This window comes from Peijinzhouia sedimentorum, assembly GCF_049340005.1.
GTDB lineage: Bacteria > Bacteroidota > Bacteroidia > Cytophagales > Cyclobacteriaceae > CAXBDP01.
The window spans coordinates 307,957-328,750 of the sequence record NZ_JBMPIY010000004.1 but is presented as its reverse complement, the minus strand read 5'-3'; the positions used below and the strand labels follow the sequence as shown (position 1 = coordinate 328,750).

19 protein-coding genes are annotated in these 20,794 nt (G+C 40.3%); 9 read left to right on the top strand and 10 right to left on the bottom strand.

Features of this window, described 5'->3' with window-relative positions:
* The first annotated feature begins 96 nt into the window (after positions 1-96).
* From ACOXY8_RS08810 to ACOXY8_RS08800, 3 genes are all read left to right on the top strand, one after another.
* A complete protein-coding gene (locus tag ACOXY8_RS08810) occupies positions 97-1,332 on the top strand; it encodes a serine hydrolase domain-containing protein (RefSeq protein WP_458331207.1) in 1,236 nt (411 codons plus the stop codon).
* A 633-nt stretch (positions 1,333-1,965) separates the two neighbouring features.
* Positions 1,966-2,433, top strand: coding sequence for an Hsp20/alpha crystallin family protein (locus tag ACOXY8_RS08805; protein WP_458331206.1), 468 nt, complete (start codon positions 1,966-1,968; stop codon positions 2,431-2,433).
* Between the two features lie 394 nt (positions 2,434-2,827).
* Positions 2,828-3,898 carry a CNNM domain-containing protein gene (locus tag ACOXY8_RS08800; RefSeq protein ID WP_458331205.1) on the top strand — a complete coding sequence of 357 codons (1,071 nt, stop codon included), beginning with the start codon at positions 2,828-2,830 and terminating at the stop codon, positions 3,896-3,898.
* 267 nt (positions 3,899-4,165) lie between these two features.
* Here the strand turns inward: ACOXY8_RS08800 and ACOXY8_RS08795 are convergent, their stop codons facing one another.
* The 9 genes from ACOXY8_RS08795 to ACOXY8_RS08755 form a co-directional block, all read right to left on the bottom strand.
* The gene (locus ACOXY8_RS08795; RefSeq protein ID WP_458331204.1) at positions 4,166-5,566 is read right to left on the bottom strand and encodes a sodium-dependent transporter; all 1,401 of its coding nucleotides are present in this window, start codon (positions 5,564-5,566) and stop codon (positions 4,166-4,168) included.
* Positions 5,567-5,681: 115 nt separating this feature from the next.
* Entirely contained in the window at positions 5,682-6,581 is a 900-nt protein-coding gene (locus ACOXY8_RS08790; RefSeq protein ID WP_458331203.1) for an SDR family oxidoreductase, read from the bottom strand.
* Positions 6,581-7,423: a peptidylprolyl isomerase gene (locus ACOXY8_RS08785; RefSeq protein ID WP_458331202.1), complete on the bottom strand. Its 843-nt coding sequence runs from the start codon at positions 7,421-7,423 to the stop codon at positions 6,581-6,583. Before ACOXY8_RS08785 ends, ACOXY8_RS08790 begins: the two co-directional genes overlap by 1 nt.
* Positions 7,424-7,427: 4 nt before the next feature.
* On the bottom strand, positions 7,428-8,354 hold the full coding sequence (gene hemC / locus ACOXY8_RS08780) for a hydroxymethylbilane synthase (RefSeq protein WP_458331201.1): 927 nt from the start codon (positions 8,352-8,354) through the stop codon (positions 7,428-7,430).
* On the bottom strand, positions 8,354-9,268 hold the full coding sequence (gene rimK / locus ACOXY8_RS08775) for a 30S ribosomal protein S6--L-glutamate ligase (protein WP_458331200.1): 915 nt from the start codon (positions 9,266-9,268) through the stop codon (positions 8,354-8,356). Before rimK ends, hemC begins: the two co-directional genes overlap by 1 nt.
* Complete coding sequence (locus ACOXY8_RS08770) at positions 9,265-9,726, bottom strand: ATP-dependent zinc protease family protein (RefSeq protein ID WP_458331199.1); 462 nt, start codon at positions 9,724-9,726, stop codon at positions 9,265-9,267. The genes rimK and ACOXY8_RS08770 overlap by 4 nt, the downstream gene beginning before the upstream one ends.
* The gene (locus ACOXY8_RS08765) at positions 9,723-10,838 is read right to left on the bottom strand and encodes a DNA polymerase III subunit (RefSeq protein ID WP_458331198.1); all 1,116 of its coding nucleotides are present in this window, start codon (positions 10,836-10,838) and stop codon (positions 9,723-9,725) included. The genes ACOXY8_RS08770 and ACOXY8_RS08765 overlap by 4 nt, the downstream gene beginning before the upstream one ends.
* Before the next feature lie 2 nt (positions 10,839-10,840).
* Positions 10,841-12,028 (bottom strand): GlmU family protein, encoded by a 1,188-nt coding sequence (locus ACOXY8_RS08760; protein WP_458331197.1) that lies wholly within the window; start codon positions 12,026-12,028, stop codon positions 10,841-10,843.
* Between the two features lie 69 nt (positions 12,029-12,097).
* A complete protein-coding gene (locus ACOXY8_RS08755) occupies positions 12,098-12,340 on the bottom strand; it encodes a type B 50S ribosomal protein L31 (protein ID WP_458331196.1) in 243 nt (80 codons plus the stop codon).
* Between the two features lie 286 nt (positions 12,341-12,626).
* On the opposite strand from ACOXY8_RS08755, the gene ACOXY8_RS08750 reads away from it, so the two are divergent.
* Genes ACOXY8_RS08750 through ACOXY8_RS08725 form a run of 6 tightly spaced genes read left to right on the top strand, consistent with a single transcriptional unit; the run spans position 12,627 to position 20,422 of the window.
* Positions 12,627-14,324 (top strand): hypothetical protein, encoded by a 1,698-nt coding sequence (locus ACOXY8_RS08750; RefSeq protein WP_458331195.1) that lies wholly within the window; start codon positions 12,627-12,629, stop codon positions 14,322-14,324.
* 2 nt (positions 14,325-14,326) lie between these two features.
* Positions 14,327-16,024, top strand: a complete 1,698-nt coding sequence (locus ACOXY8_RS08745) for a capsule assembly Wzi family protein (RefSeq protein WP_458331194.1) — start codon at positions 14,327-14,329, stop codon at positions 16,022-16,024.
* A gap of 35 nt (positions 16,025-16,059) precedes the next feature.
* A complete protein-coding gene (locus tag ACOXY8_RS08740; protein WP_458331193.1) occupies positions 16,060-17,892 on the top strand; it encodes an ABC transporter ATP-binding protein in 1,833 nt (610 codons plus the stop codon).
* Positions 17,893-17,941: 49 nt separating this feature from the next.
* A complete protein-coding gene (locus tag ACOXY8_RS08735; protein WP_458331192.1) occupies positions 17,942-18,298 on the top strand; it encodes a hypothetical protein in 357 nt (118 codons plus the stop codon).
* A gap of 3 nt (positions 18,299-18,301) precedes the next feature.
* Entirely contained in the window at positions 18,302-18,880 is a 579-nt protein-coding gene (gene lpcA / locus ACOXY8_RS08730) for a D-sedoheptulose 7-phosphate isomerase (protein WP_458331191.1), read from the top strand.
* Positions 18,881-18,883: 3 nt separating this feature from the next.
* Positions 18,884-20,422 carry a YifB family Mg chelatase-like AAA ATPase gene (locus tag ACOXY8_RS08725; RefSeq protein WP_458331190.1) on the top strand — a complete coding sequence of 513 codons (1,539 nt, stop codon included), beginning with the start codon at positions 18,884-18,886 and terminating at the stop codon, positions 20,420-20,422.
* 5 nt (positions 20,423-20,427) lie between these two features.
* Here ACOXY8_RS08725 and ACOXY8_RS08720 read toward each other — a convergent pair whose 3' ends face one another.
* Positions 20,428-20,658 (bottom strand): hypothetical protein, encoded by a 231-nt coding sequence (locus tag ACOXY8_RS08720; RefSeq protein WP_458331189.1) that lies wholly within the window; start codon positions 20,656-20,658, stop codon positions 20,428-20,430.
* Positions 20,659-20,794 lie beyond the last annotated feature (136 nt).

Here is a 20,794-nt window from a genome sequence, read left to right as displayed (position 1 = left end):
TACATGCAGCAGGCACCTACTTTTGATAACAACTGAAAAGAAACTTTTAAATGGCCCAAATATCAGGGAAGCTTACATCAGGACAAGGCGATCTTTTTGTACAATACTAAAAAATACATTTGCTCAAACGCTGTACAAAAACCCATTCGAAAGATTGAAGAAACAAGCCTAGAAGTTTATCCTCTTTACAACAATGGAATTTTATATGGAGCCATACAGAAAGGGATTCATCATTTTTACTTAAGAGAGCGTGACAAAGATGATATATGGACGAGTACAGCAAAATTTACACATGTGTGGCTGGTACATGACCAAATTTGGAAATTAAGTGAGGTGCTCAGCTATGACCATCAGGATCCATCATTTGAGGAAGCTGGAGATACGAGTATCGAACAGATATTAAAGAAAAGCAATGTGCCTGCGCTAGGAGTTGGAATAATTGAAAATGGAAAGTTATCAAAAGTGGAGGTTTATGGGACTTTGGATAAGGAGGAGGAAGCGCCATTAAATACCATATTCAAGGTGGCTTCACTTACAAAACCGATATTTGCCATTACCATTTTAAAGCTTGTTGATAAAGGAATTTTAGACTTGGATGAGCCTTTATATAAATATTGGATAGATCCGGATCTAGGGCAAGATATGCGACACAAAAAACTAACGCCAAGGCTTGTATTGACGCATCAAACGGGATTTCCGAATTGGCGATATATGTCCGAATCCAACAAACTGGCCTTTGAGTTTGAACCTGGAACCAAGTATCAGTATTCAGGCGAAGGATTTGAATATCTGAGAAAGGCTGTTGAAAATAAATTGGGGAGAAGCATAGAAGAATTAGCAAAAGAACATTTGTTTGAACCGGCTAAAATGACTGATACAAGATTTTGGTGGGATGCCACAATGGAAGAAAAAAGATATGCTCAAAACTTTGATGAAAGTGGAGAGAGGATAGAAACTGCGAAATACTATGAAGCAAATGCTGCAGCGAACCTTTTGACAACCGTTGAAGATTATGGAAATTTTTTGGAGTATGTTATAAATGGAGCAGAGCTTTCCGAAAAGCTATTCACAGAAATGCTCAAACCTCAGGTTAAACTTAAGGAAGATGATTTTTTTGGTTTAGGCTGGGAAATTCTGACAGGTTTTAGCGATAATGAATATGCCATTTTACATTCAGGAAAAGACCCAGGAGTTAGCACATTAGCTATACTATTTCCAAAATCGAAAAATGGGTATTTGATTTTTCTGAATGGAGATAATACGAATGCTATTTATGAAGAGCTGCTGACAAATAGACTATATCTCGGTAAGGAACTATGGAATAGGAAATAGAAATTTGACCAACTGTTTGACATTTGCAATGTCGAACTACAGATAAGGAGGATTTGTAATCCGACTTTATAACATTCTAATCGGTCTTTAGGAGTTTTATCCTTGGTTCAGACGTCTGTGCGGGACGCCCACCTACGGTCGGTAAAATTGATTTGTGCTTCTCCATTGTCCTATGGATATTTCGCTCCTCTGGAGCTAGCAAAAAAAGGAAATCATATTAACCACCTGTTCGCCATTTGCAATGTCGAACTACAGATAAGGAGGATTTGTAATCCGGCTTTATAGAATTGTAAAGTGGTTTGTAGGCGCTTATTCCATAGTTCAGACAAATGGATAAAGACCCGCAAGGTTTCTGAAACCTTGCGGGTCTGCAACTAGGAATTGGATTTTGAATGAGGTGCCCAATACATTCGACTCCTTCATAGTCGTTGCTAATTATCGGTAAATATTCTATAAACATGCCATTCTGATGGAATGTGGGTTTGAGGAAAGGAAAAATCGACAGAATTTCTCCGCAAATTCCTGATATAAATCATCTACCCTAGTGATCTCTGTCATTCCGTAAGTCATTAATGATAAATAACTTAGATTAGTTTTTAAACTTATCAGTTAAAACTCTAAATAAATAAAAATATGTCACTCGTATTAACAAAAAAAGGAAATGGAAGAGCGTTTCCAAGCTTGGTAAACGAATTCTTCAACACAGACAGATTTTTCGGGCCTTCGATGCTCGATTTTGATGGGAATCTACTTGATTTTGACAGCTCTCTTGTGATTCCTGAAGCGAATATCATTGAAAATGGTAAGGATTATAAAATTGAACTTGCGGTGCCCGGACTGAATCGCGATGATTTAAAAGTTGAGGTTCATGATGGTATTCTGAGTGTTAGTGCAGAAAAAGAAGAAGAAAAGAAAGAGGAAAAAGAGAACTATCGCAGAAGAGAATTTTCTTATAATTCTTTCAGTCGCTCATTTTCTTTGCCTGAGAATCTACTTACCGATAAGATTGATGCAAAGTATGAGAATGGGATCCTTCGTTTGACTCTTCCTAAGAAAGAGGTGGCTGTGTCAAAGCCTGTTAAGAAGATTAAAGTAAGTTAATTAGGTTTTGATTATCAGAAAAATCCCAACCGTTTTGAGGCTGGGATTTTTTATTTTTATACGTTTTAGAGTGCTAACCAACTGTTCGGCATTTGCAATGTCGAACCACATCTAAGAAAGATTTTTAATCCGAGGATCAATTCAAAGCAGATTACCCACTGCTATGGTAATTGTCTGAATTGGAATTTACAGAATGGTAGGATTAACAGAATTTTTAACTGAAGCTTCAATCATTTCCAACTCATAAGGAGATCGAAATCTCCATGGTCCATGGTTTCAACTGTGTGATAATGGAGAATCTTTGTATATTAACCGAAACCAGTCCTGATTAGAAATAGCGCATTATCTAGTTTTACATAGGTAGTTTATATTCTAAAAAGCATAAACAAATAAGATGACTTTACTTCTCGTTTATTTATTTATAGCCTTGTTCACTTCCTTCCTTTGTTCTATCATGGAGGCGGTTTTACTTTCTACACCAATATCCTATCTCAGGTCTAGATTTGAAAATGGAGATAAGAGCGCTGGAACAATGCTAAAGCAGAAAGAAGATATTGACAAACCTCTATCTGCTATACTTTCTCTAAACACGATAGCTCATACAGTAGGCGCGGCTGGAGTAGGTGCGCAGGCAATTGTTGTTTTTGGTGAGGGTTATTTTGGAGTAGTATCGGCAGTCCTTACCATTTTGATTTTGGTGATTACAGAAATAATTCCCAAAACTTTAGGAGCGAATTACAGCAAATCATTGGTTGGTATTTCTGCGAAAATTATCAATATTATGGTTTTCTTGACCTACCCAATTGTGGTTGCTTCATCTGTTCTTACAAAGATGTTGTCAAGAAGTGAGGCTGAGTTGACAACCAGTAGAGAGGAAGTTTCTGCATTGGCAAGAATTGGTACGGAAGAAGGCATATTTGCTCAGAATGAAAATAAAATCATTCAAAACCTCCTAAAGCTTAAGAATATAAAGGTTTCTGAAATCATGACGCCAAGAGTGGTTGTGGTAACAGCACATGAGGATATGACTTTAGAGAAATTTTTGGAGAACAAAGAGTTTTTGCATTTTTCTAGAATCCCAATTTATAAAACTAACAAAGACAATATTACAGGCTACGTGTTTAGAGCCATGGTTTTCGAAAAACTAGCCGAAGACCAATTCGACCTCAAGCTGAAGGACATTAAAAGAGATATTTTAACTTTTCGCAAGAGTACAACGCTGTTTAAAGCTTGGGATGAAATGTTAGCCAAGAGAGAGCACATTTCACTCGTGATCGACGAATATGGCGGGATGGATGGAATTACGACCCTAGAAGATATCATCGAGTCATTGCTTGGCTTTGAAATTATCGATGAAAAAGACCAAATAGATGACATGCAGCAATATGCTTTAGAAAGATGGAAGGACAAGCAGAAAAAGTATGACTTCCTCAAAAGCGATTCTGATACTAAGCCAGCCAAATAACAATCACCACCTGTTCGACATTTGCAATGGCGAACCCTGTAAGGAGGATTTGCAATCCGACAATGCCATACCTCTAAAAAATCCACCCTACAGCCGCTAATGCATTGCGGCTCTACAACATGACCACATCTCTCCCAGCTGCCAGTGTAGCGGTTTGGAATGCAATATCCTTGCGGGCTCATACATTTGTTTCCTAAGACCAGCTCAAAAAAATAGCCCGACAAGAATGCCGGGCTATTTTTATATGCTTTTAATTCTGGAAAATGATCAACCTCCTCCCGCTGCGGTTCCAAATACTCCAAACAAATCGAGAAGTACTAGGCCGATTACTATCGGGCAAACAAAACGGATAAAGAAGATCCAGATATGACCTGGAGTAAGGCTTCCAATAATTCCCTTATTAAAGCCAGGAGCTCCAAGTGATATTTCGTTAACAAGTGTTTTGGTATTAAATGACCAGCCACTATATACTGCTAATAAGAAACAAAGCACGGTTACGCCCAATGTTCCGAATACCCAGTCCATAATATCGAACCAGCCTGTTTTCTCAATAGAACCAATTTTCATAGTTACTGTACTGAAAAAACTATCATCAACGGAACTCATAATAGATGGGATAGAAATAACCATTGCCGCAATACCTACTAGCCAAGCTGCCTTTTTACGGTTTACTTTTTTCTCATCAATAAAGTAGCCTACAGGTACTTCAAGCATCGAGATCGTTGAAGTTAAAGCTGCTACCATTAGCAATAAGAAGAAAAGTGCGCCGATTATAGCTCCACCAGGTATGGCATTAAATACTTGAGGTAGTACATCGAATACAAGTGCTGGACCTGAGTTTGGCTCCATACCGAGTGCGAATACAGCAGGGAAAACCATTAGACCACCTAAAAGAGCTACGATTGTATCCATTGCGCCAATCCACATGCCACTAGTTACAATGTTTGCAGTTTTTGGCAAATACGAGCCGTAAGTGATCATAAGACCCCAACCCACACTCATCGAGAAGAATGCTTGGCCAAGTGCAGCAAGTATTACCTTACCGTTAATTTTAGCAAAATCAGGCTTCAAGTAATATTCAACACCTGCCATTGCGCCGTCTAAGGTCACACTTCTGATGGCGATCGCTAGGATAAGGAAGAATAGAACCGGCATAAGGAATTTAGCCGCCTTTTCGATACCACCAGACACACCACCTAATATTACCACAATAGTAATAATCATGAAGAAGAAGGTAAGCGGAATAATGTATCTCGGCGTTTCGATAAATACATCAAAATCTACAGGGATATTGATTAGCTCGGTAATAATGTAGCCAACTGTCCAGCCAGCAATTACAGAGTAATAGGTAAGCACCATAAAACAAATTACCACACTGATAATCCCAGGAATCACCCATAGTTTGTTTTTGGCGGTTGCTTTCATCGCTCCTATCGGATTTTTACCAGTGAGTCGCCCAAGAGCTAGCTCATTGTAAAGGAGCGGAAGCCCGATTAAAATAACACATAGGATATAAACGAAAACAAAGGCACCACCACCGTTTTCTCCGGTGATGTAAGGGAAACGCCAAATATTTCCCAGCCCTACTGCTGAGCCAGCGGCAGCCATGATGAATCCAAAACTGGATCCCCATTGACCACGACTTTCAGGACTTGGTGATGCAGCCATAAATCTTTAAGGTTTTGGTTAAATTGATGTGATGTTCGAATTATTAAGGCAACAATTTCATAAAAAATAGATAAACAAAAAATTAAATTAGGTTTAAATATAGTTTATGGTCGGATTAGCGGGAGGATATTTGCTCACTTAGCAATTTTAGACCTTCTCTAAAACTGTGCGGTTCATATCCTAATTGTTTTTTAGCTTTTTCAATAATAAATCCAGTGCGCGGTGGACGCTTAGCCGGCTGGGTAAAAATGGTCGAATCTACTCGCTCAATTAACGATTGATCTAGTTCAAAATAGCTGGCAGTAGCTATCGCCATTTCGTAAGGAGTAAGCATTTCCTCCCCTGAAATATTCCAGATTCCTCCCGCTTTTTGTTCGGCTATTAATAAGCAACCCATTGCCAAGTCCTCGGCCAAAGTGGGCGTACGCCATTGGTCATCCACCACTTTTATTTGCTTTCCAGCTGTAAGACTATCTTTCACCCACAGCACAATATTGCTACGGCTCATATCCTTCACAATTCCAAAAACAAGTACCGTACGTACTATAGCCCAATGCTTTGCTTTTTCGATTACCAGCTTTTCTGCTTCAAGCTTGGTTTCACCATAGTAGCTCACGGGATTGGCCTTTCCTTCTTCAGCATAAGGGCCGTCTTGTCCATCGAATATAAAGTCTGTGGATAAATGAACAAGGAATGCATCTACTGCATTTGCCGCTTCTATGATGTTATTGGTTGCAAATACATTTTGAATGAAGCAGTCGTCTTGATTGAGCTCGCATTGATCCACATTGGTCATGGCTGCGGTATGGATGATTACATCGGGCTTTGCCGTTTGCACTACTTCCAAAATTTGGTCTAGACGGCAGGTATCCATTGTGTAATAGCGATATCCTTCCGCATTTAGTCGATCCTCACCTCGAGAAGTGGCAATCAATTCGTGCTTGCCACTTTTGAGAATTAACTCAGTGAGTTTCTGTCCAAGCAAACCATTAGAACCGGTGACGAGTATTTTCATTACTCTTCTTTTTTGTAACCGTATTCTTCTTCTAATTTCTTCACTGAAACTTTATCTACACTCATTTTGATTCCGATTCTATCCAAAGGCCTGTCATTTGGTCCTTTTTCTACCGCTGCTACCGAATCTATCACATTAAGTCCGTCGATTACTTCACCGAAAACAGTGTAATCATAATCCAAATGCGGTGAACCGCCTATGGTTTTGTACACATCTGTATGTTCTTGCGGATATTCCTTCTTTACAATTGGCCCAAATTCCCTTTCGAGGATTTCCATGGAGTTATTAAGCAGCTCTGTGTAGGCTGCGATATCGCCCGTTTGACTATACTTTGCTACCGAATCAGCCAGATACTTATATTCTGGTTTGGCCAATAATTGGTTGAATAAAGTGCGTTGTTGAGAAATATAATTGTTTTCGGCAAGGTCGCTAATCTGCTCTGGAGTAAACACTACTCCTTGGACAATGTAAAATTGAGTAGCGCTGCTATTCTTTTCCGGGTTTACATTATCGCCCATACGAGCTGCTGCCAGTGCTCCCTTTTTATGAAAGTGATGAGGCAATATCTCCGCAGGAATTACCTCAGATGAACTCTGACCGCCTTCCGGCTTGGTTGACAAATCGCCACCTTGGATCATAAAACCCGATATCACTCTATGGAAAATGGTGCTGTCATATTCACCGGACTTTGCCAACTTCAAAAAATTCTCTTTGTGAACAGGTGTATCGTCGTACAAGACCACCTTCATATCTCCAAATTCAGTAGAAATAGTGACTACCTCTTCCTGAGGACCACAAGCAAAGGCAAATATTGCCACGAATAAAATTGAGAGATTACGCATGATTTTATAATTCGTTTTTAATTTTTAATAATAGATCTCGGCCTCCTTTGGCCACTACCTCTTGTGCTGCCAATTTGCCAATACTTACTGCATCGAATGCTTTGCCTTTTTTTCTGGATTCAATTAATTGACTTCCATCTAAAGCAACTACGCCACCGTGCAAATGTAATTCTTCTCCTTCGAATTGGGCAAGTACAAAAACGGGTACGCTACAACCTCCACCCAACAAATTGAGGAATGCTCTTTCCGCTAATATTCTGTTTTCAGTAATGTCGTGATTACAAAGCTCGCGAATGGATTGGGCCAATTGACTATCCAAACTCTTGTGTATTTCGATAGTGACCGAGCCTTGACCAGCGGGAGGAATAAATTGCTCACTAGGTAAGTATTCTTTGATCAGATCTGCATAGCCCATACGATGAACGCCGGCATAGGCCAATAGCAATGCGTCGCATTTTCCCTCGTCCATTCTTTGCAAACGAGTTTGCAAATTGCCTCTCACATTTACAATTTTATGTTGTGGGTAGTAGCGTTTCAATTGTGCCACACGGCGGGTAGATGAAGTTCCCAATCGAAGACCTTCTTTGTGGCTAAGTGAAGCTCCGTCCATCCTAGAAATCAATACATCAGAAACAATTTCACGCTCGCTAAAGCTGATTAATTGAAAACCTGACGGCAGGCTCGAAGGCATGTCCTTGGCACTATGGACGGCAATATCGATCGAGCCAGCTTCTAGTTGTGCTTCAATTTCCTCCGTAAAAACGCCTTTGCTACCGATTTTAGAAATGCTCACATCGAGCACCTTATCACCTTTGGTTTCAATAAGTACAAGTTCTGGCTCTAAACCTCCCGCTTTTAATTGCTCGGCTACCATTTCGGCTTGCCACAAAGCCAGCTTACTCCCTCTTGTACCAATGCGTACTTTTGTCATTAGGCTCCCTTTTTTGCTTTAATTACATTTCGCTTTTTGGCTGGTTTTGCTTGCTCAATGTATTCAATGATTTTACCGGCAATATCTATCCCTGTAGCCGTTTCAATTCCTTGCAATCCTGGTGAAGAATTTACTTCCATAATCAGTGGCCCACGTGCGGATTGTAACATATCAACACCAGCTATTGCCAAGCCCAATACACTTGCGGCTTTCAAAGCAGCAGCCTTCTCAGCCCTTGATAATTTAATGATAGAAGCAGTGCCTCCTCTGTGCAAGTTCGACCGGAATTCGCCTTCTTTTCCTTGACGTTTCATAGCGCCAACCACTTCGCCATTCACTATAAATGCACGAATATCTGCTCCTTTGGACTCCTTGATAAACTCTTGCACGATGATACGAGCCTTCAATCCATTGAATGCCTCAATTACCGATTGCGCAGCTTTTCTCGTTTCCGCCAATACAACACCAAGTCCTTGAGTTCCTTCAAGCAATTTGATAATTAGCGGCGCGCCACCAATCTCTTCTACCAGATTATGCTCTTTGTTGGAGTAATTGGTAAAAGCCGTTTTGGGCATTCCTAAACCTGCTCTGGAGAGGATTTGCAAGCTACGCAGCTTGTCTCTCGAACGCACAATTGATTGGGATTCTGTAGCAGAGAATACGTTCATCATCTCGAACTGACGAACTACTGCTGTACCATAAAAGGTAACAGAGGCCCCAATTCTAGGTACAATTGCATCGATGCCTTCAAGCCTATGTCCACGATATAAGATGTGGGGATCGTTCGGTTCGATGAAAATATCGCATTTCAAATGATCAATCACGACTGCTTCATGGCCACGTGCTTTTGCTGCTTCCACCATACGGCGGGTGGAGTACAGGTTTGGGTTTCTAGATAATATCGCGATTTTCATTTGGACTTTATTTTTTTCAGAAATTTATAGGATAAGTTGGTTCGATCCACATTCACAAGGTACCTCCTTTTTAGTAGTTTGCGGCCAAGCAAAATAGGAAATCGCATGGTTCCTCTATCAGTAAGAGTAAAGTCAGTTTCGACCAACTCTCCAAATAACATTATTTTAGTTTTCACTAAGAAACGCTCCTCGGATTGTCCAAAGGAATTGGTGACTCTTTTGATACGGAAATCTTTGGTTTGGTATATTTTATCGTGATAGTTGGGTCTGTCCGGATCAAGCAATTGAAACTCTAGGATCTCGCTACCTCCCGCTTGTTTTAGCTTTACTTCGTGGCAATGGATAGAGCATGAATAAGCTCCCGTGTCCGTTTTGGCTCTAAGTCCATATAAATCCCACTCGGGCAAATCTACCAATTCAAATCTACCAATGGTCTTCTTCTCTACTGTGCTTTTCATTTTTTCCGAATGGTTTTGGCAATATCAATTGATGTATCCATAAAAACCAATTTGGCATAGGCATTTCGCTCAATATGATAGTGAGCTTCGTTGAATAAATCTGAGAGAAATTGAATTTTCTCCAAATTCATTTGCGCTGAAAATTTCTGCACAAATGAATTGAGTTCGCCCATTGATTTCTGCAAAGAATTGATGGAGAAATTTCCCAATAAGCTCTCTCTAAAAATATACAGGCCATAATTGAATAAGTTCTTTTGTGATTCCTTGCCCATTTTATGGAAAAGCTCCATATCCTGATTGAGCGCAATAAAATCGGCTTCCCAGCAATGTCGCATCCAATCTATAAAGAAATCTGTTGCGACTTCATTGCCTTCTTCCAGCAAAGAAAGGGCTTGGCTTATGCTGCCATCGGCCATTATTGCCAAGTCGTTCGCTTTGTCCTGCGGCACTTCCATATTGCTATGGAGATAGTGAGCAACATCTTGATCGCTGAAGGCAGGAATTCTGAATATTTGAGTTCTTGATTGAATAGTTCCTAACACTTTTTCCAAATTGGTAGATACCAGTAGGAAAATCGTTTTTTCAGGTGGCTCTTCCAATATTTTGAGCAAGGCATTAGCCGTAGAGGAATGCAAATATTCTGGCAGCCAAAGAATCAAAATCTTGTAACCTCCTTCATAAGCTTTCATCGAAAGATTAGAGGTGATTTGATAGCTCTCGGCTCTCGCAATATTGAATTGCTTATCCTGCGCACCAAATACGGCATTCCAAGTATTGATATCGCCATAAATGCTATTTTTCAAAAACTCCCTCCATTGAGGTAAGTAATTGTGGCTCATCATATCCTTTGCAATATTGGCAATCGGAAATACAAATTGCACATCGGGGTGGATGGCTTTGGCATTTTTGGTACAAGCCGAACAAGTGCCACAAGAGTCTGCTTCGCTTGGATTTTCGCAATTGAGATACGTAGCAAAAGCCATTGCTAGCGCGAGATTTGCTGAACCTGGCTTGCCCAAAAACAACTGAGCATGAGCCAAATGCGCATCTTGAACACTCCGGATGAGAATTTCTTTTTCTGTTTGTAAACCTGGTATTTCTGAAAATTGCATGCTTAAGCTCGGCTCTCTTGAGTTTGGGCAAAGATATAATGGAAAATCTCTCTATCAACTTCCGATAAGGCTAATCCTCGTCTGCCCATCATGGCATCGGCGGTTTCAAAAAAACTTTCGATTCGATACGTAGTAATTGTGCCAACACCGCCCCAAGCAAATGATGGAATAAAATTGCGAGGAAATCCCGCTCCAAATATATTGGCGCCAACGCCTACCACTGTTCCTGTATTGAACATCGTGTTGATTCCGCACTTGGAATGATCGCCCAGCATCAATCCGCAAAATTGTTGTCCCGTTTGCTCAAATCGGCGGGAGGAATAACTCCAGAGCTTCACTGAGGCGTAATTGTTTTTAAGGTTACTCGTATTCGTATCAGCGCCAATATTGCACCATTCACCAATTACAGAATTACCCAAGAAGCCATCGTGACCTTTGTTGGAATAGCCCAGCATTACCGAATTGGACACTTCACCTCCCGCCTTACAAAATGGCCCGATGGTATTATCACCTCTTAGTTTGGCGCCCATATTCAAATGAGCAGATTCGCAAAGAGCCAATGGTCCATGAATCATCACTCCTTCATGTATTTGTGCATTTCTCCCTATGTACACAGGCCCTTCTTCTGCATTTATTATACAAGCCTTTATTTTTGCGCCTTCTTCTATAAATATATTTTCCTTACCGTACATGATTACATGCGGATCGGTAATGGTTTGTGATTTTCTTCCTTCAGTTAGCAGCACAAAATCTTTTCGGATTTCCTGTCCATTGAGCTGGAAAATATGCCAAGGCTTCAGAATTGCCGTTACCTCATTTTGATATTCAATTTGCTTAAAATCAACTTTTTCTAATTGCCAATTTTCGGCAGTCTCCTTATTGCATTTGGCTGCCAACAAAAGTCCATTACGAGAAAGTGCTTCTCCTAGCTTTAAAGCTTGGATGGCTTTGATCAACCCTGCATCAGGTAATAATGCGCCATTGATCAGTAGATTTTCATCATCAGCCACAAGTGGGAATTTAGCTGTGAGATAAGCTTGAGTTAGGTATGAAATAGGAGACTGAAAATATTTGCTCCACTTCTCGGCAATGGTGAGAATACCCACCCGCAAGTCGGCTATGGGTCGGGTAAAAGTGAATGGCAACAAATCCATTCGGATGTTGGGCTGATCAAAAAGAATAATACGCATAGCCAAAAATAAAAAAAGTCTCTCCGATTATTCAGAGAGACTTTCAATTTATCGATAAAATCGAAATAATTATTTCTTAGTATAGCGTCTGTTGAACTTCTCAACTCTACCAGCTGTATCCACAAGCATTTTCTTACCAGTGTAGAAAGGGTGAGAATCAGAACTTACTTCAATTTTCACCAAAGGGTAAGTTTTACCTTCAACTTCAATAGTATCTGGAGTAGAAATGGTAGACCTAGTGATAAACTGGGTTTCTGTAGATGTGTCAAAAAACACAACTTCTCTGTAGTTTGGATGTATATCTTTTCTCATTACGAAATTATTTTTAATGCTTCTCTTCCCAAAAAAGAGGGGCAAAGATAAAGTTATCCTCTTCAATAACCAAATGTAGCTCAGAAGATTTTGCGAATATCACAAATTACTTGATCAAATTTACTTCTTTTTCGTCTTTCAAAAGAAATGATACATTTTAGTCTACAAATAAACGATAGAATTCAATATCAATTTTAGCTTTGTAGTCTATTTTGAATGGAGGCTTTGGGCTTAACATTGCCCAAATTTTTCGAATTTGTGCTATACTTGTAGCATCCGTACTAATATGATCAAAAATTCAGTCATTCTTCTCATTGCTCTTCTGTTCACACAGATTTCAACTTTTGCGCAAAGTACGCATGTGCCTCTCAATAGAGATTATTATCACCTGATAGAGCGCTACGAAATAAAATCGAAAGGCTTAATGCCGGGTTTGTTTAGCACGGTGAAGCCACTTAAGCGAAATGAAGTCGCAATGCTGGCAGATTCGTTGCTTTCGTCAGGTCAGGTTTGGTCGTCCAAAGATCTTTTCAATCTACAATACTTGGCAGATGACAATTGGGAATTTTCGGAACATGCCAATTGGGATCGAGATGAGATCTTTCTCGATAAATATAGATTTACGGGAATTGAGGATATTCAAAGAACAGGTGACCGCTGGTTTAGATACCAAATGAATCCGGTCCTTGGTGCAAGTGTAGGAGTAGATACAGAAGCGGGAGGTAATGTAAGATTTATGAGCAGCATTGGTGCTGAAGTACGCGGATCGCTATTTAATAGAGTTGCCGTTTACGGCTATTTCACACAAAACTGGGCAGTATTCCCAACTTATGTGCAAGACCGCATTAGCGATGTGGGCGTGATTCCCGGTGAAGGTTATTTCGACAACATGGGCAATCAAGGACATTCATTTACTACACCTCGATTCAATGTCTCCACCAAAGTAGCCAAGCATATAGACTTACAAGCGGGCTTCGATCGCAATTTTATTGGGAATGGTCATCGTTCAATGATTCTGTCGGACTTTGGCAACAACAATTTCTACATCAAGGCAAATGCAAAACTGGGTCATTTCAATTACACAATGATCCAAAATGTGATGCGTGCGGATGCTTATGGCATTTACGGCGAATCTAGCATTGGCGAGAGCTTTCCAAAGAAATACCAAGCCTTCCACCGATTGGGAATTGATATTGGCAAAAATTTCAACCTCGGCATATTCGAAACGGTAGTGTATGGACGTGAAAGAGAAAATGGAGCCAACCCAATTGAGTTGGGATATATGGTGCCAGCCATATTCTTTAGAGCTACCGAACAGCAGGTGGGTTCTGCGGATAATGCACTACTTGGGATCGATTATAAGTGGAATTTCTTAAGTTCATTTTCATTTTATGGCCAAGTGATTTTTGATGAGTTTGTCCTCGAAGAAATTCGCTCAGGTGAAGGTTGGTGGGCAAACAAATTTGGCATACAAACGGGCTTGAAATACATAGATGCATTTGGCGTCAGCAATCTGGATTTACAAGTGGAAGGTAATATCACTAGACCGTATAATTACACGCATCAAGATAATTTCAATAGTTATACGCACTTTTTGCAACCTATTGCGCATCCTTTTGGCACCAATTTCAAAGAAGTGGTGGGAATACTTCGCTACCAGCCTAGAGAAAGACTTCACATTGTGGCTAGAGGTTTTTACAACCAGTTTGGAGCAGATGATGCGGACACCAATTGGGGTGGAGATATATTAAAACCCTATACCTCTCGCGAGCAAAACTATGGTAACGTGATAGGCCAAGGTATCGACACCAAAATTCTTTATGCCGACCTTACACTTTCTTATATGCTCAAGCATAATTTGTATGCAGATTTTCGCACCGTGTACCGCAATCTTACTAGCGAAATCAGTAGCCGAGATCGTACTACTTTATTTACACAGATTGGCCTTCGTTTAAATCTTTCTCAACGTGATCACGATTTTTAACCATGCGTAATTCTATAAACTATATCATCGCTTTTGGTATTGCATGGACTTTCCTCCCGCTTGCGAGCAAAGGGCAAAGTGTGAATGTGCCATTGAATAAAGATTATTATCACCTTATCGAAAGATATCAAGTGAAGAGTGGTTTTATATCTTCAGACTTTGCCATGAAACCTTGGCAAAGAAAGAATGTGGCTTTGCTTGCAGATTTCCTCCGTGAAAATGATACGCTCGCGCTCAGCCAACAAGACAAATTCAACTTGGAATATTTGGTGCAGGACAATTGGGAATGGTCTACTACGGTAAATCCAGATAGCAAGAAACCAACCCTAAAGCACTTTTATAAAAAGAAGTCTGATTTGTTTCATTACGCTGACGATGATTTTCAATTACATATAAACCCTGTGCTGCATGTAGGAATGGGTCGCGAAAATGATATAGATGAGCCAACATTTATCAATACCAGAGGATTGGAAGTACGTGGACAAATTGCCAATTCATTGGGTTTTTATACGTATGTAGGAGAGAATCAAGCTCGCTTTCCAACTTATGTGAGAGAATATATTGAGCAAGAAAACTTTGCTATTCCAGGTGAAGGCTTTTGGAAGGATTTCAAAGAAGGTGGAGTGGATTTCCTAACAGGGCGCGCTTACATCACCTTCGATCCAGTAGAGAAGCTTAATGTGCAATTTGGCTATGATCGTAATTTTATTGGGCATGGCTATCGAAGCTTGCTGCTTTCTGATTTCTCTACCAATTACCTATTCTTAAAATTCGATACACAAATAGGGAAACGCTTACAACTCACCAATCTATTTACGGAACTTCGGGCAACTGCTTTTGCTGGTGCTACAGGCTCTATCGATGGTGAGTTTCCAAAGAAATACATGACACTACATCGATTGGGATTTGATGTCACGCCCAATTTGAATATCGGTGTGTTTGAGCAAATAATCTATGGTGATGAGAATATCAATAAAGCTGTTCCAATAAAAATCGCCTATTTCAATCCCTTTATTTTCACTCGCTCGCTTTTCAATACAAACGAACCTGGCGAAAACAAAGCGACTGGTTTGGATGTACGATGGAATTTGTTCAATACCATGAGCGTATATGGTACGGCATATTTTGATGGCTTGCAGCTGAAAGAATTTGGCAATGGAGCGTGGAACAATAATATAGCTTCTCAAATTGGCGTCAAGTATTTTGACGTATTGGAGATCTCTAATTTGGATATACAAGCGGAGGTAAATCATATTACACCATACACCTATGCGCGCAAAAACTATCTTATGAATGCGGCACATTTCAGGCAACCATTAGCGCATCCAATGGGTGCGAATTTGCGGGAGGTGGTTGGGATATTGCGTTATCAGCCGATCGATAGATTATCTATTACAGCTAAGGCAATCCTCACCAAATTTGGAAGCGATCTGCCGGGGCAAAATTTTGGTGGCGATGTGATGAGAAACACAGACTCGCGAGTTCAGGATTTTGACAATGAAGTAGGCCAAGGCAATAGTAGCGATCTGCAATTGTATGATTTTACGGCTTCTTACATGCTCAAGCACAATTTATTCGTTGACCTTCGCCAGACTATACGAAATTTATCTCAAGAAGTGAACACTGGCAAAAAGGAGAATACTACCTTTACGCAGCTATTGCTACGATGGAATATTCCACATCGTGATCATGAATTTTAGTCCTTGTTGATTTTCTATTTAATTCCTTTCCTGAAATGAAAACCTATCTGCGAATATTGACCTATGCCAAACCTTATGGGAAATATTTGCCGAGATATATCTTTTTTGCCACTTTGGCGATTATTTTTGGCTTGCTCAACTATGCTTTGCTCAAGCCACTTTTCGATGTAGTATTCGAGCAAGTAGATCTAGAGCAAATTGCGAAATACAAAGAACCCATAGAGTTTAGCCTTTCGCTAGACTATTTCATGCATACTTTCAACCATTTTCTGGTAAAGGCCTCAGAAACGCAGGGGAAAATGGGCACTTTGAAATATGTATGTGCAGTGATTGTTTTTTCAGTGTTGCTAGCCAATGTTTTCACTTATGTTTCGAATGTGCTATTGGCTAAAATCAGGGCTAAGGTGATCGAAAAACTGAGAATGGATATTTTCGATAAGGCTAGTGAGTTGCATTTGGGCTATTTTACCAATGAGCGTAAGGGTGATTTGATGTCACGCATTACCAATGATGTGCAGGAGGTGGAAAATACGATTGTTAGCACATTGAAAGTAGCATTTCGGGAGCCGGCAACCATTCTGATAACCTTTGTTCTGCTATTTGCTATTTCAGCGAAACTTACCTTTTTCACCATATTGTTTTTGCCAGTAACTGGCTATTTGATTTCTGCCATTACGGTGAGATTGAAGAAAAAGGCAACCCAAAGTCAGGAATCTCTAGGGAGAATCGTAAATATTTTAGAAGAAACACTTTCTGGAATCAGAGTAATAAAAGCTTTTTCGGCAAGAAACTATATCAGTCAGGTATTTGGGCGGGAGGTTGCTGAATATTCCGGAATCAATATTTCAATGGCACGCAAAAATGAACTTGCTCCACCACTTTCTCAATTCTTAGGTGTGGTTGTGGTAGCGGGTATTTTGCTCTATGGTGGCAATTTGGTGCTCAACCAAGAATCTGACTTATCTGCAAGTGCATTTTTCACCTATATCATTTTATTCACTCAAGTTTTAAATCCATCGAAAGCTATTTCCCAAGCCATCTCCAATATCCAAAGAGGAATTGCGTCTGGTGATAGAATATTTGCCATTATAGATACACCTCCCGCCATTACTGATCCTGAGCCGGCCAAGGTCATGAATGATTTTGAGCAAGGAATTGAGTTTAAAGATGTGTGGTTTTCTTACGATAAGGAGTGGGTGCTCAAAGGGTTGAATTTGCGTATCGAAAAAGGGAAGTCAGTGGCGCTTGTAGGGCCTTCTGGTGGAGGTAAATCTACCATTGCAGATTTGGTTCCTCGCTTTTATGATCCTACAAAAGGAGCTGTTTGGATTGATGGAGAAGATATTCGTTCCTACAAAATTGCTGATTTGAGAAAACACATGGGTATCGTTACCCAAGAGTCAATACTTTTTAACGACACTGTTTTCAAAAATATCGCTTTTGGCAAACCCGATGCTAACAAGGAGGATGTGATAAAAGCCGCCAAAATTGCAAATGCGCATGCTTTTATCGAACAGCTTGAAAACGGCTACGATACGATGATAGGTGAGCGTGGCACGCGACTCAGCGGTGGCCAAAGACAGCGATTGAGCATCGCCAGGGCGGTATTCAAAAACCCTTCAATCTTGATATTGGATGAAGCCACCTCTGCACTTGATTCTGAATCTGAAAAGCTCGTACAAGATGCATTGTTCAATCTAATGAAGAACAGAACTTCGCTAGTGATTGCGCATCGATTGAGTACGATCCAACATGCAGATGAGATAATCGTGGTAGAAAAGGGCGAGATTATCGAAAGAGGCAGTCATTCCGAGTTGATTGAAAGAGATGGATTGTATAAAAAGCTAAGCCAAATTCAGCAAAGCTGACAAAGTGTTTTCATATTTTTTGTAGCTTAGTAGCATAACTACAATTCCCATGTCACAAAAAGTCCAAACATTCAGCATAATACATCTCACTTGGTTACTTGCAACCGTTGTAATGGCATTGCTTGACAGCCGTGATTTAATTCCTCCCGCCTTTGTTCCATTATTTATTTGGTGGACATTGATTGGCTTATTGGTTTTCATCATCATTATGATCCGCCAGGCTATACAGGTGAAAAGCACTCAAAAGATGGAAAAGATGTATTTAGATAAAATCAAAGATATCAAAGCAGAGATGTTTGATTTAGAAAAGGAAAAAAACAACTGGCAGAGAAAAGCACAAACTGCTGAAATCCCTCCGAGAAAGGCCTCTGATGAAGATAATACTGGATTTTCAAGTCATAAATAGAAAATGGATTACCAAATTTTAATTCAAAAAGAACTTACAGAATCCAGGAATGTATTGGATGGTTTTTTGAACTCGGGTGAGAATTTGCAAAAAATTGAATCAGCTGCTAGAGCAATGGTTGACTCCTTTCTGAGAGGAGGGAAAGTAATTGCCTGTGGAAATGGTGGGTCACATTGTGATGCTATGCACTTTGCAGAAGAGCTTACCGGGAGATACAGAGAAAACCGTAGGGCCTTGCCTGCCATTGCAATTTCTAACCCTGGCCATATATCTTGCGTGGGTAATGACTATGGGTTTGATCATATTTTCTCTCGATATGTAGAGGCAATTGGCCAGAAGGGCGATATTCTGTTGGCGATAAGCACAAGTGGCAATTCGGCTAATGTGATAAAAGCGGCAGTATGTGCAAGGCAAAAAGGAATGACAGTAGTGTCCCTTACCGGGAAAAATGGTGGCGAACTAGCTGCTTTATCTGACATTGAAATTCGAGTGGCACATGATGGATATGCCGATCGCATTCAGGAAATTCATATAAAGGTGATTCACTCGCTTATATTTTTGATTGAGAAAATGACTGAATAAACAATGCTTGCAAAGGTTTATGGAAGTGCAGTATATGGAGTAGATGCCGATGTGATTACCATTGAGGTAAATGTGAGTCAGGGCATCAAATTCTTCATGGTAGGCCTGCCAGACAATGCGGTAAAAGAAAGCCAGCAAAGAGTAGAAGCTGCCATAAAAACCCTACGATACCGAATGCCACGTGAAAAAGTGGTAATAAACCTTGCACCGGCTGATGTGAAAAAGGAAGGCTCGGCTTATGACCTCCCAATTGCTTTAGGAATATTAAGCGCATCGGGTCAAATATTCTCAGATACGCTCGACCAATATATGCTCATGGGCGAATTGGCTTTGGATGGCACACTCAGACCTATCAAAGGAGTTTTGCCCATTGCGATTGAAGCTCGCAAGCAAGGGTTCAAAGGTTTTGTATTACCCAAAGCCAATGCAAGCGAAGCCGCAATAGTCAATAATTTGGACGTGATTCCAGTGGAAACGCTGAAAGAGGCTATAGATTTTTTCGAGTCTAGGGTAGAAATTAAACCCTTGAAGCAAGATACTCGGGATATTTTCTTCAGTAAGCTAAATGATTATGAAGCTGATTTTGAACATGTCCAAGGTCAGGAAAATATAAAGCGCGCATTAGAAATTGCAGCAGCGGGAGGACATAATGTTATCATGATTGGCCCACCTGGTGCTGGCAAAACGATGCTAGCCAAACGTCTTCCTTCTATCCTCCCGCCTTTGGGTTTAAATGAAGCATTGGAAACTACCAAAATTCACTCTGTAGCTGGCAGATTAGGTGATGAAGCGTCCCTCATTACTCGCCGACCATTTAGAAGCCCCCATCATACGATTTCGGATGTGGCTTTAGTTGGAGGAGGAGGAAATCCACAACCTGGGGAAATTTCATTGGCACATAATGGAGTGCTCTTTCTGGACGAATTACCTGAGTTTAAGCGTACCGTATTAGAAGTAATGCGCCAACCGCTGGAGGAACGAAGAGTCACCATTAGTAGAGCTAAAATTTCGGTAGATTTTCCAGCCAATTTTATGCTTATTTCCAGCATGAATCCTTGTCCTTGCGGTTACTATAATCATCCAGAAAAAGAGTGCGTATGCGCGCCAGGTATAGTGCAGCGCTATCTGAATAAAGTGAGTGGACCCTTGCTGGACCGCATAGATTTGCATGTGGAAGTAACACCCGTTTCGTTCGACGAAATGACTGGAACGCGTAAAACTGAAAGCAGTGCCGAAATACGTGAGCGAGTAATAAAAGCGCGGGAAGTACAAAACCACCGCTTCAAGGAAAGCCCTGAAATATACTCCAATGCGATGATGCCATCGCAAATGGTGAAGGAAGTATGCCAAATAAATAATGCTGGTCGGACATTACTCAAAACTGCCATGGAAAGGCTAGGACTTTCAGCCAGAGCTTATGATCGCATATTGAAAGTCTCTAGAACCATTGCCGACCTTGCCGATAGTAAGGAAATTAAAATAGAGCATTTGGCTGAAGCCATCCAGTACAGAAGCTTGGATAGAGAAGGCTGGGCGGGTTAAATTTATTATTTGTCTTTATTTTTATTTCTTCTTTCTTCCTCCTCCCGCTTTTTTCTTTTGCGCCAACTGCGCGCCACAAACCATAAGATTACCATCATGATTGGTGCTACAATATATAGGAATACATCAGCTGTAGATTCAATACTCAGCGGAGAGCCGTCCTCTGGGTTAGGAACCCCTTGCGGTATTTGCAAAATCAATTTTAGAGGAAGGATAAGTAGGTTAAGGATATTCATTATACTCAGATTAAAATTATCTATATATTTCTAATTCTATAAAGGATTACAAGCATCCTTTTATTGACACGACTCTTTTGATTCTTTGTTCGGCTTTCAATTTTTGACATTACTATATCAATCTGTATTACAATGT

Bases quoted from the DNA above. Each gene is read 5' to 3' on its own strand.
- ACOXY8_RS08785 (WP_458331202.1), bottom strand. From the start codon at position 7,423: ATGCGTAATCTCTCAATTTTATTCGTGGCAATATTTGCCTTTGCTTGT.
- ACOXY8_RS08765 (WP_458331198.1), bottom strand. From the start codon at position 10,838: ATGCAATTTTCAGAAATACCAGGTTTACAAACAGAAAAAGAAATTCTC.
- ACOXY8_RS08805 (WP_458331206.1), top strand. From the start codon at position 1,966: ATGTCACTCGTATTAACAAAAAAAGGAAATGGAAGAGCGTTTCCAAGC.
- ACOXY8_RS08720 (WP_458331189.1), bottom strand. From the start codon at position 20,658: ATGAATATCCTTAACCTACTTATCCTTCCTCTAAAATTGATTTTGCAA.
- ACOXY8_RS08800 (WP_458331205.1), top strand. From the start codon at position 2,828: ATGACTTTACTTCTCGTTTATTTATTTATAGCCTTGTTCACTTCCTTC.
- lpcA (WP_458331191.1), top strand. From the start codon at position 18,302: ATGGATTACCAAATTTTAATTCAAAAAGAACTTACAGAATCCAGGAAT.
- ACOXY8_RS08790 (WP_458331203.1), bottom strand. From the start codon at position 6,581: ATGAAAATACTCGTCACCGGTTCTAATGGTTTGCTTGGACAGAAACTC.
- hemC (WP_458331201.1), bottom strand. From the start codon at position 8,354: ATGACAAAAGTACGCATTGGTACAAGAGGGAGTAAGCTGGCTTTGTGG.
- rimK (WP_458331200.1), bottom strand. From the start codon at position 9,268: ATGAAAATCGCGATATTATCTAGAAACCCAAACCTGTACTCCACCCGC.
- ACOXY8_RS08760 (WP_458331197.1), bottom strand. From the start codon at position 12,028: ATGCGTATTATTCTTTTTGATCAGCCCAACATCCGAATGGATTTGTTG.
- ACOXY8_RS08750 (WP_458331195.1), top strand. From the start codon at position 12,627: ATGATCAAAAATTCAGTCATTCTTCTCATTGCTCTTCTGTTCACACAG.
- ACOXY8_RS08755 (WP_458331196.1), bottom strand. From the start codon at position 12,340: ATGAGAAAAGATATACATCCAAACTACAGAGAAGTTGTGTTTTTTGAC.
- ACOXY8_RS08770 (WP_458331199.1), bottom strand. From the start codon at position 9,726: ATGAAAAGCACAGTAGAGAAGAAGACCATTGGTAGATTTGAATTGGTA.
- ACOXY8_RS08735 (WP_458331192.1), top strand. From the start codon at position 17,942: ATGTCACAAAAAGTCCAAACATTCAGCATAATACATCTCACTTGGTTA.
- ACOXY8_RS08745 (WP_458331194.1), top strand. From the start codon at position 14,327: ATGCGTAATTCTATAAACTATATCATCGCTTTTGGTATTGCATGGACT.
- ACOXY8_RS08740 (WP_458331193.1), top strand. From the start codon at position 16,060: ATGAAAACCTATCTGCGAATATTGACCTATGCCAAACCTTATGGGAAA.
- ACOXY8_RS08795 (WP_458331204.1), bottom strand. From the start codon at position 5,566: ATGGCTGCATCACCAAGTCCTGAAAGTCGTGGTCAATGGGGATCCAGT.
- ACOXY8_RS08725 (WP_458331190.1), top strand. From the start codon at position 18,884: ATGCTTGCAAAGGTTTATGGAAGTGCAGTATATGGAGTAGATGCCGAT.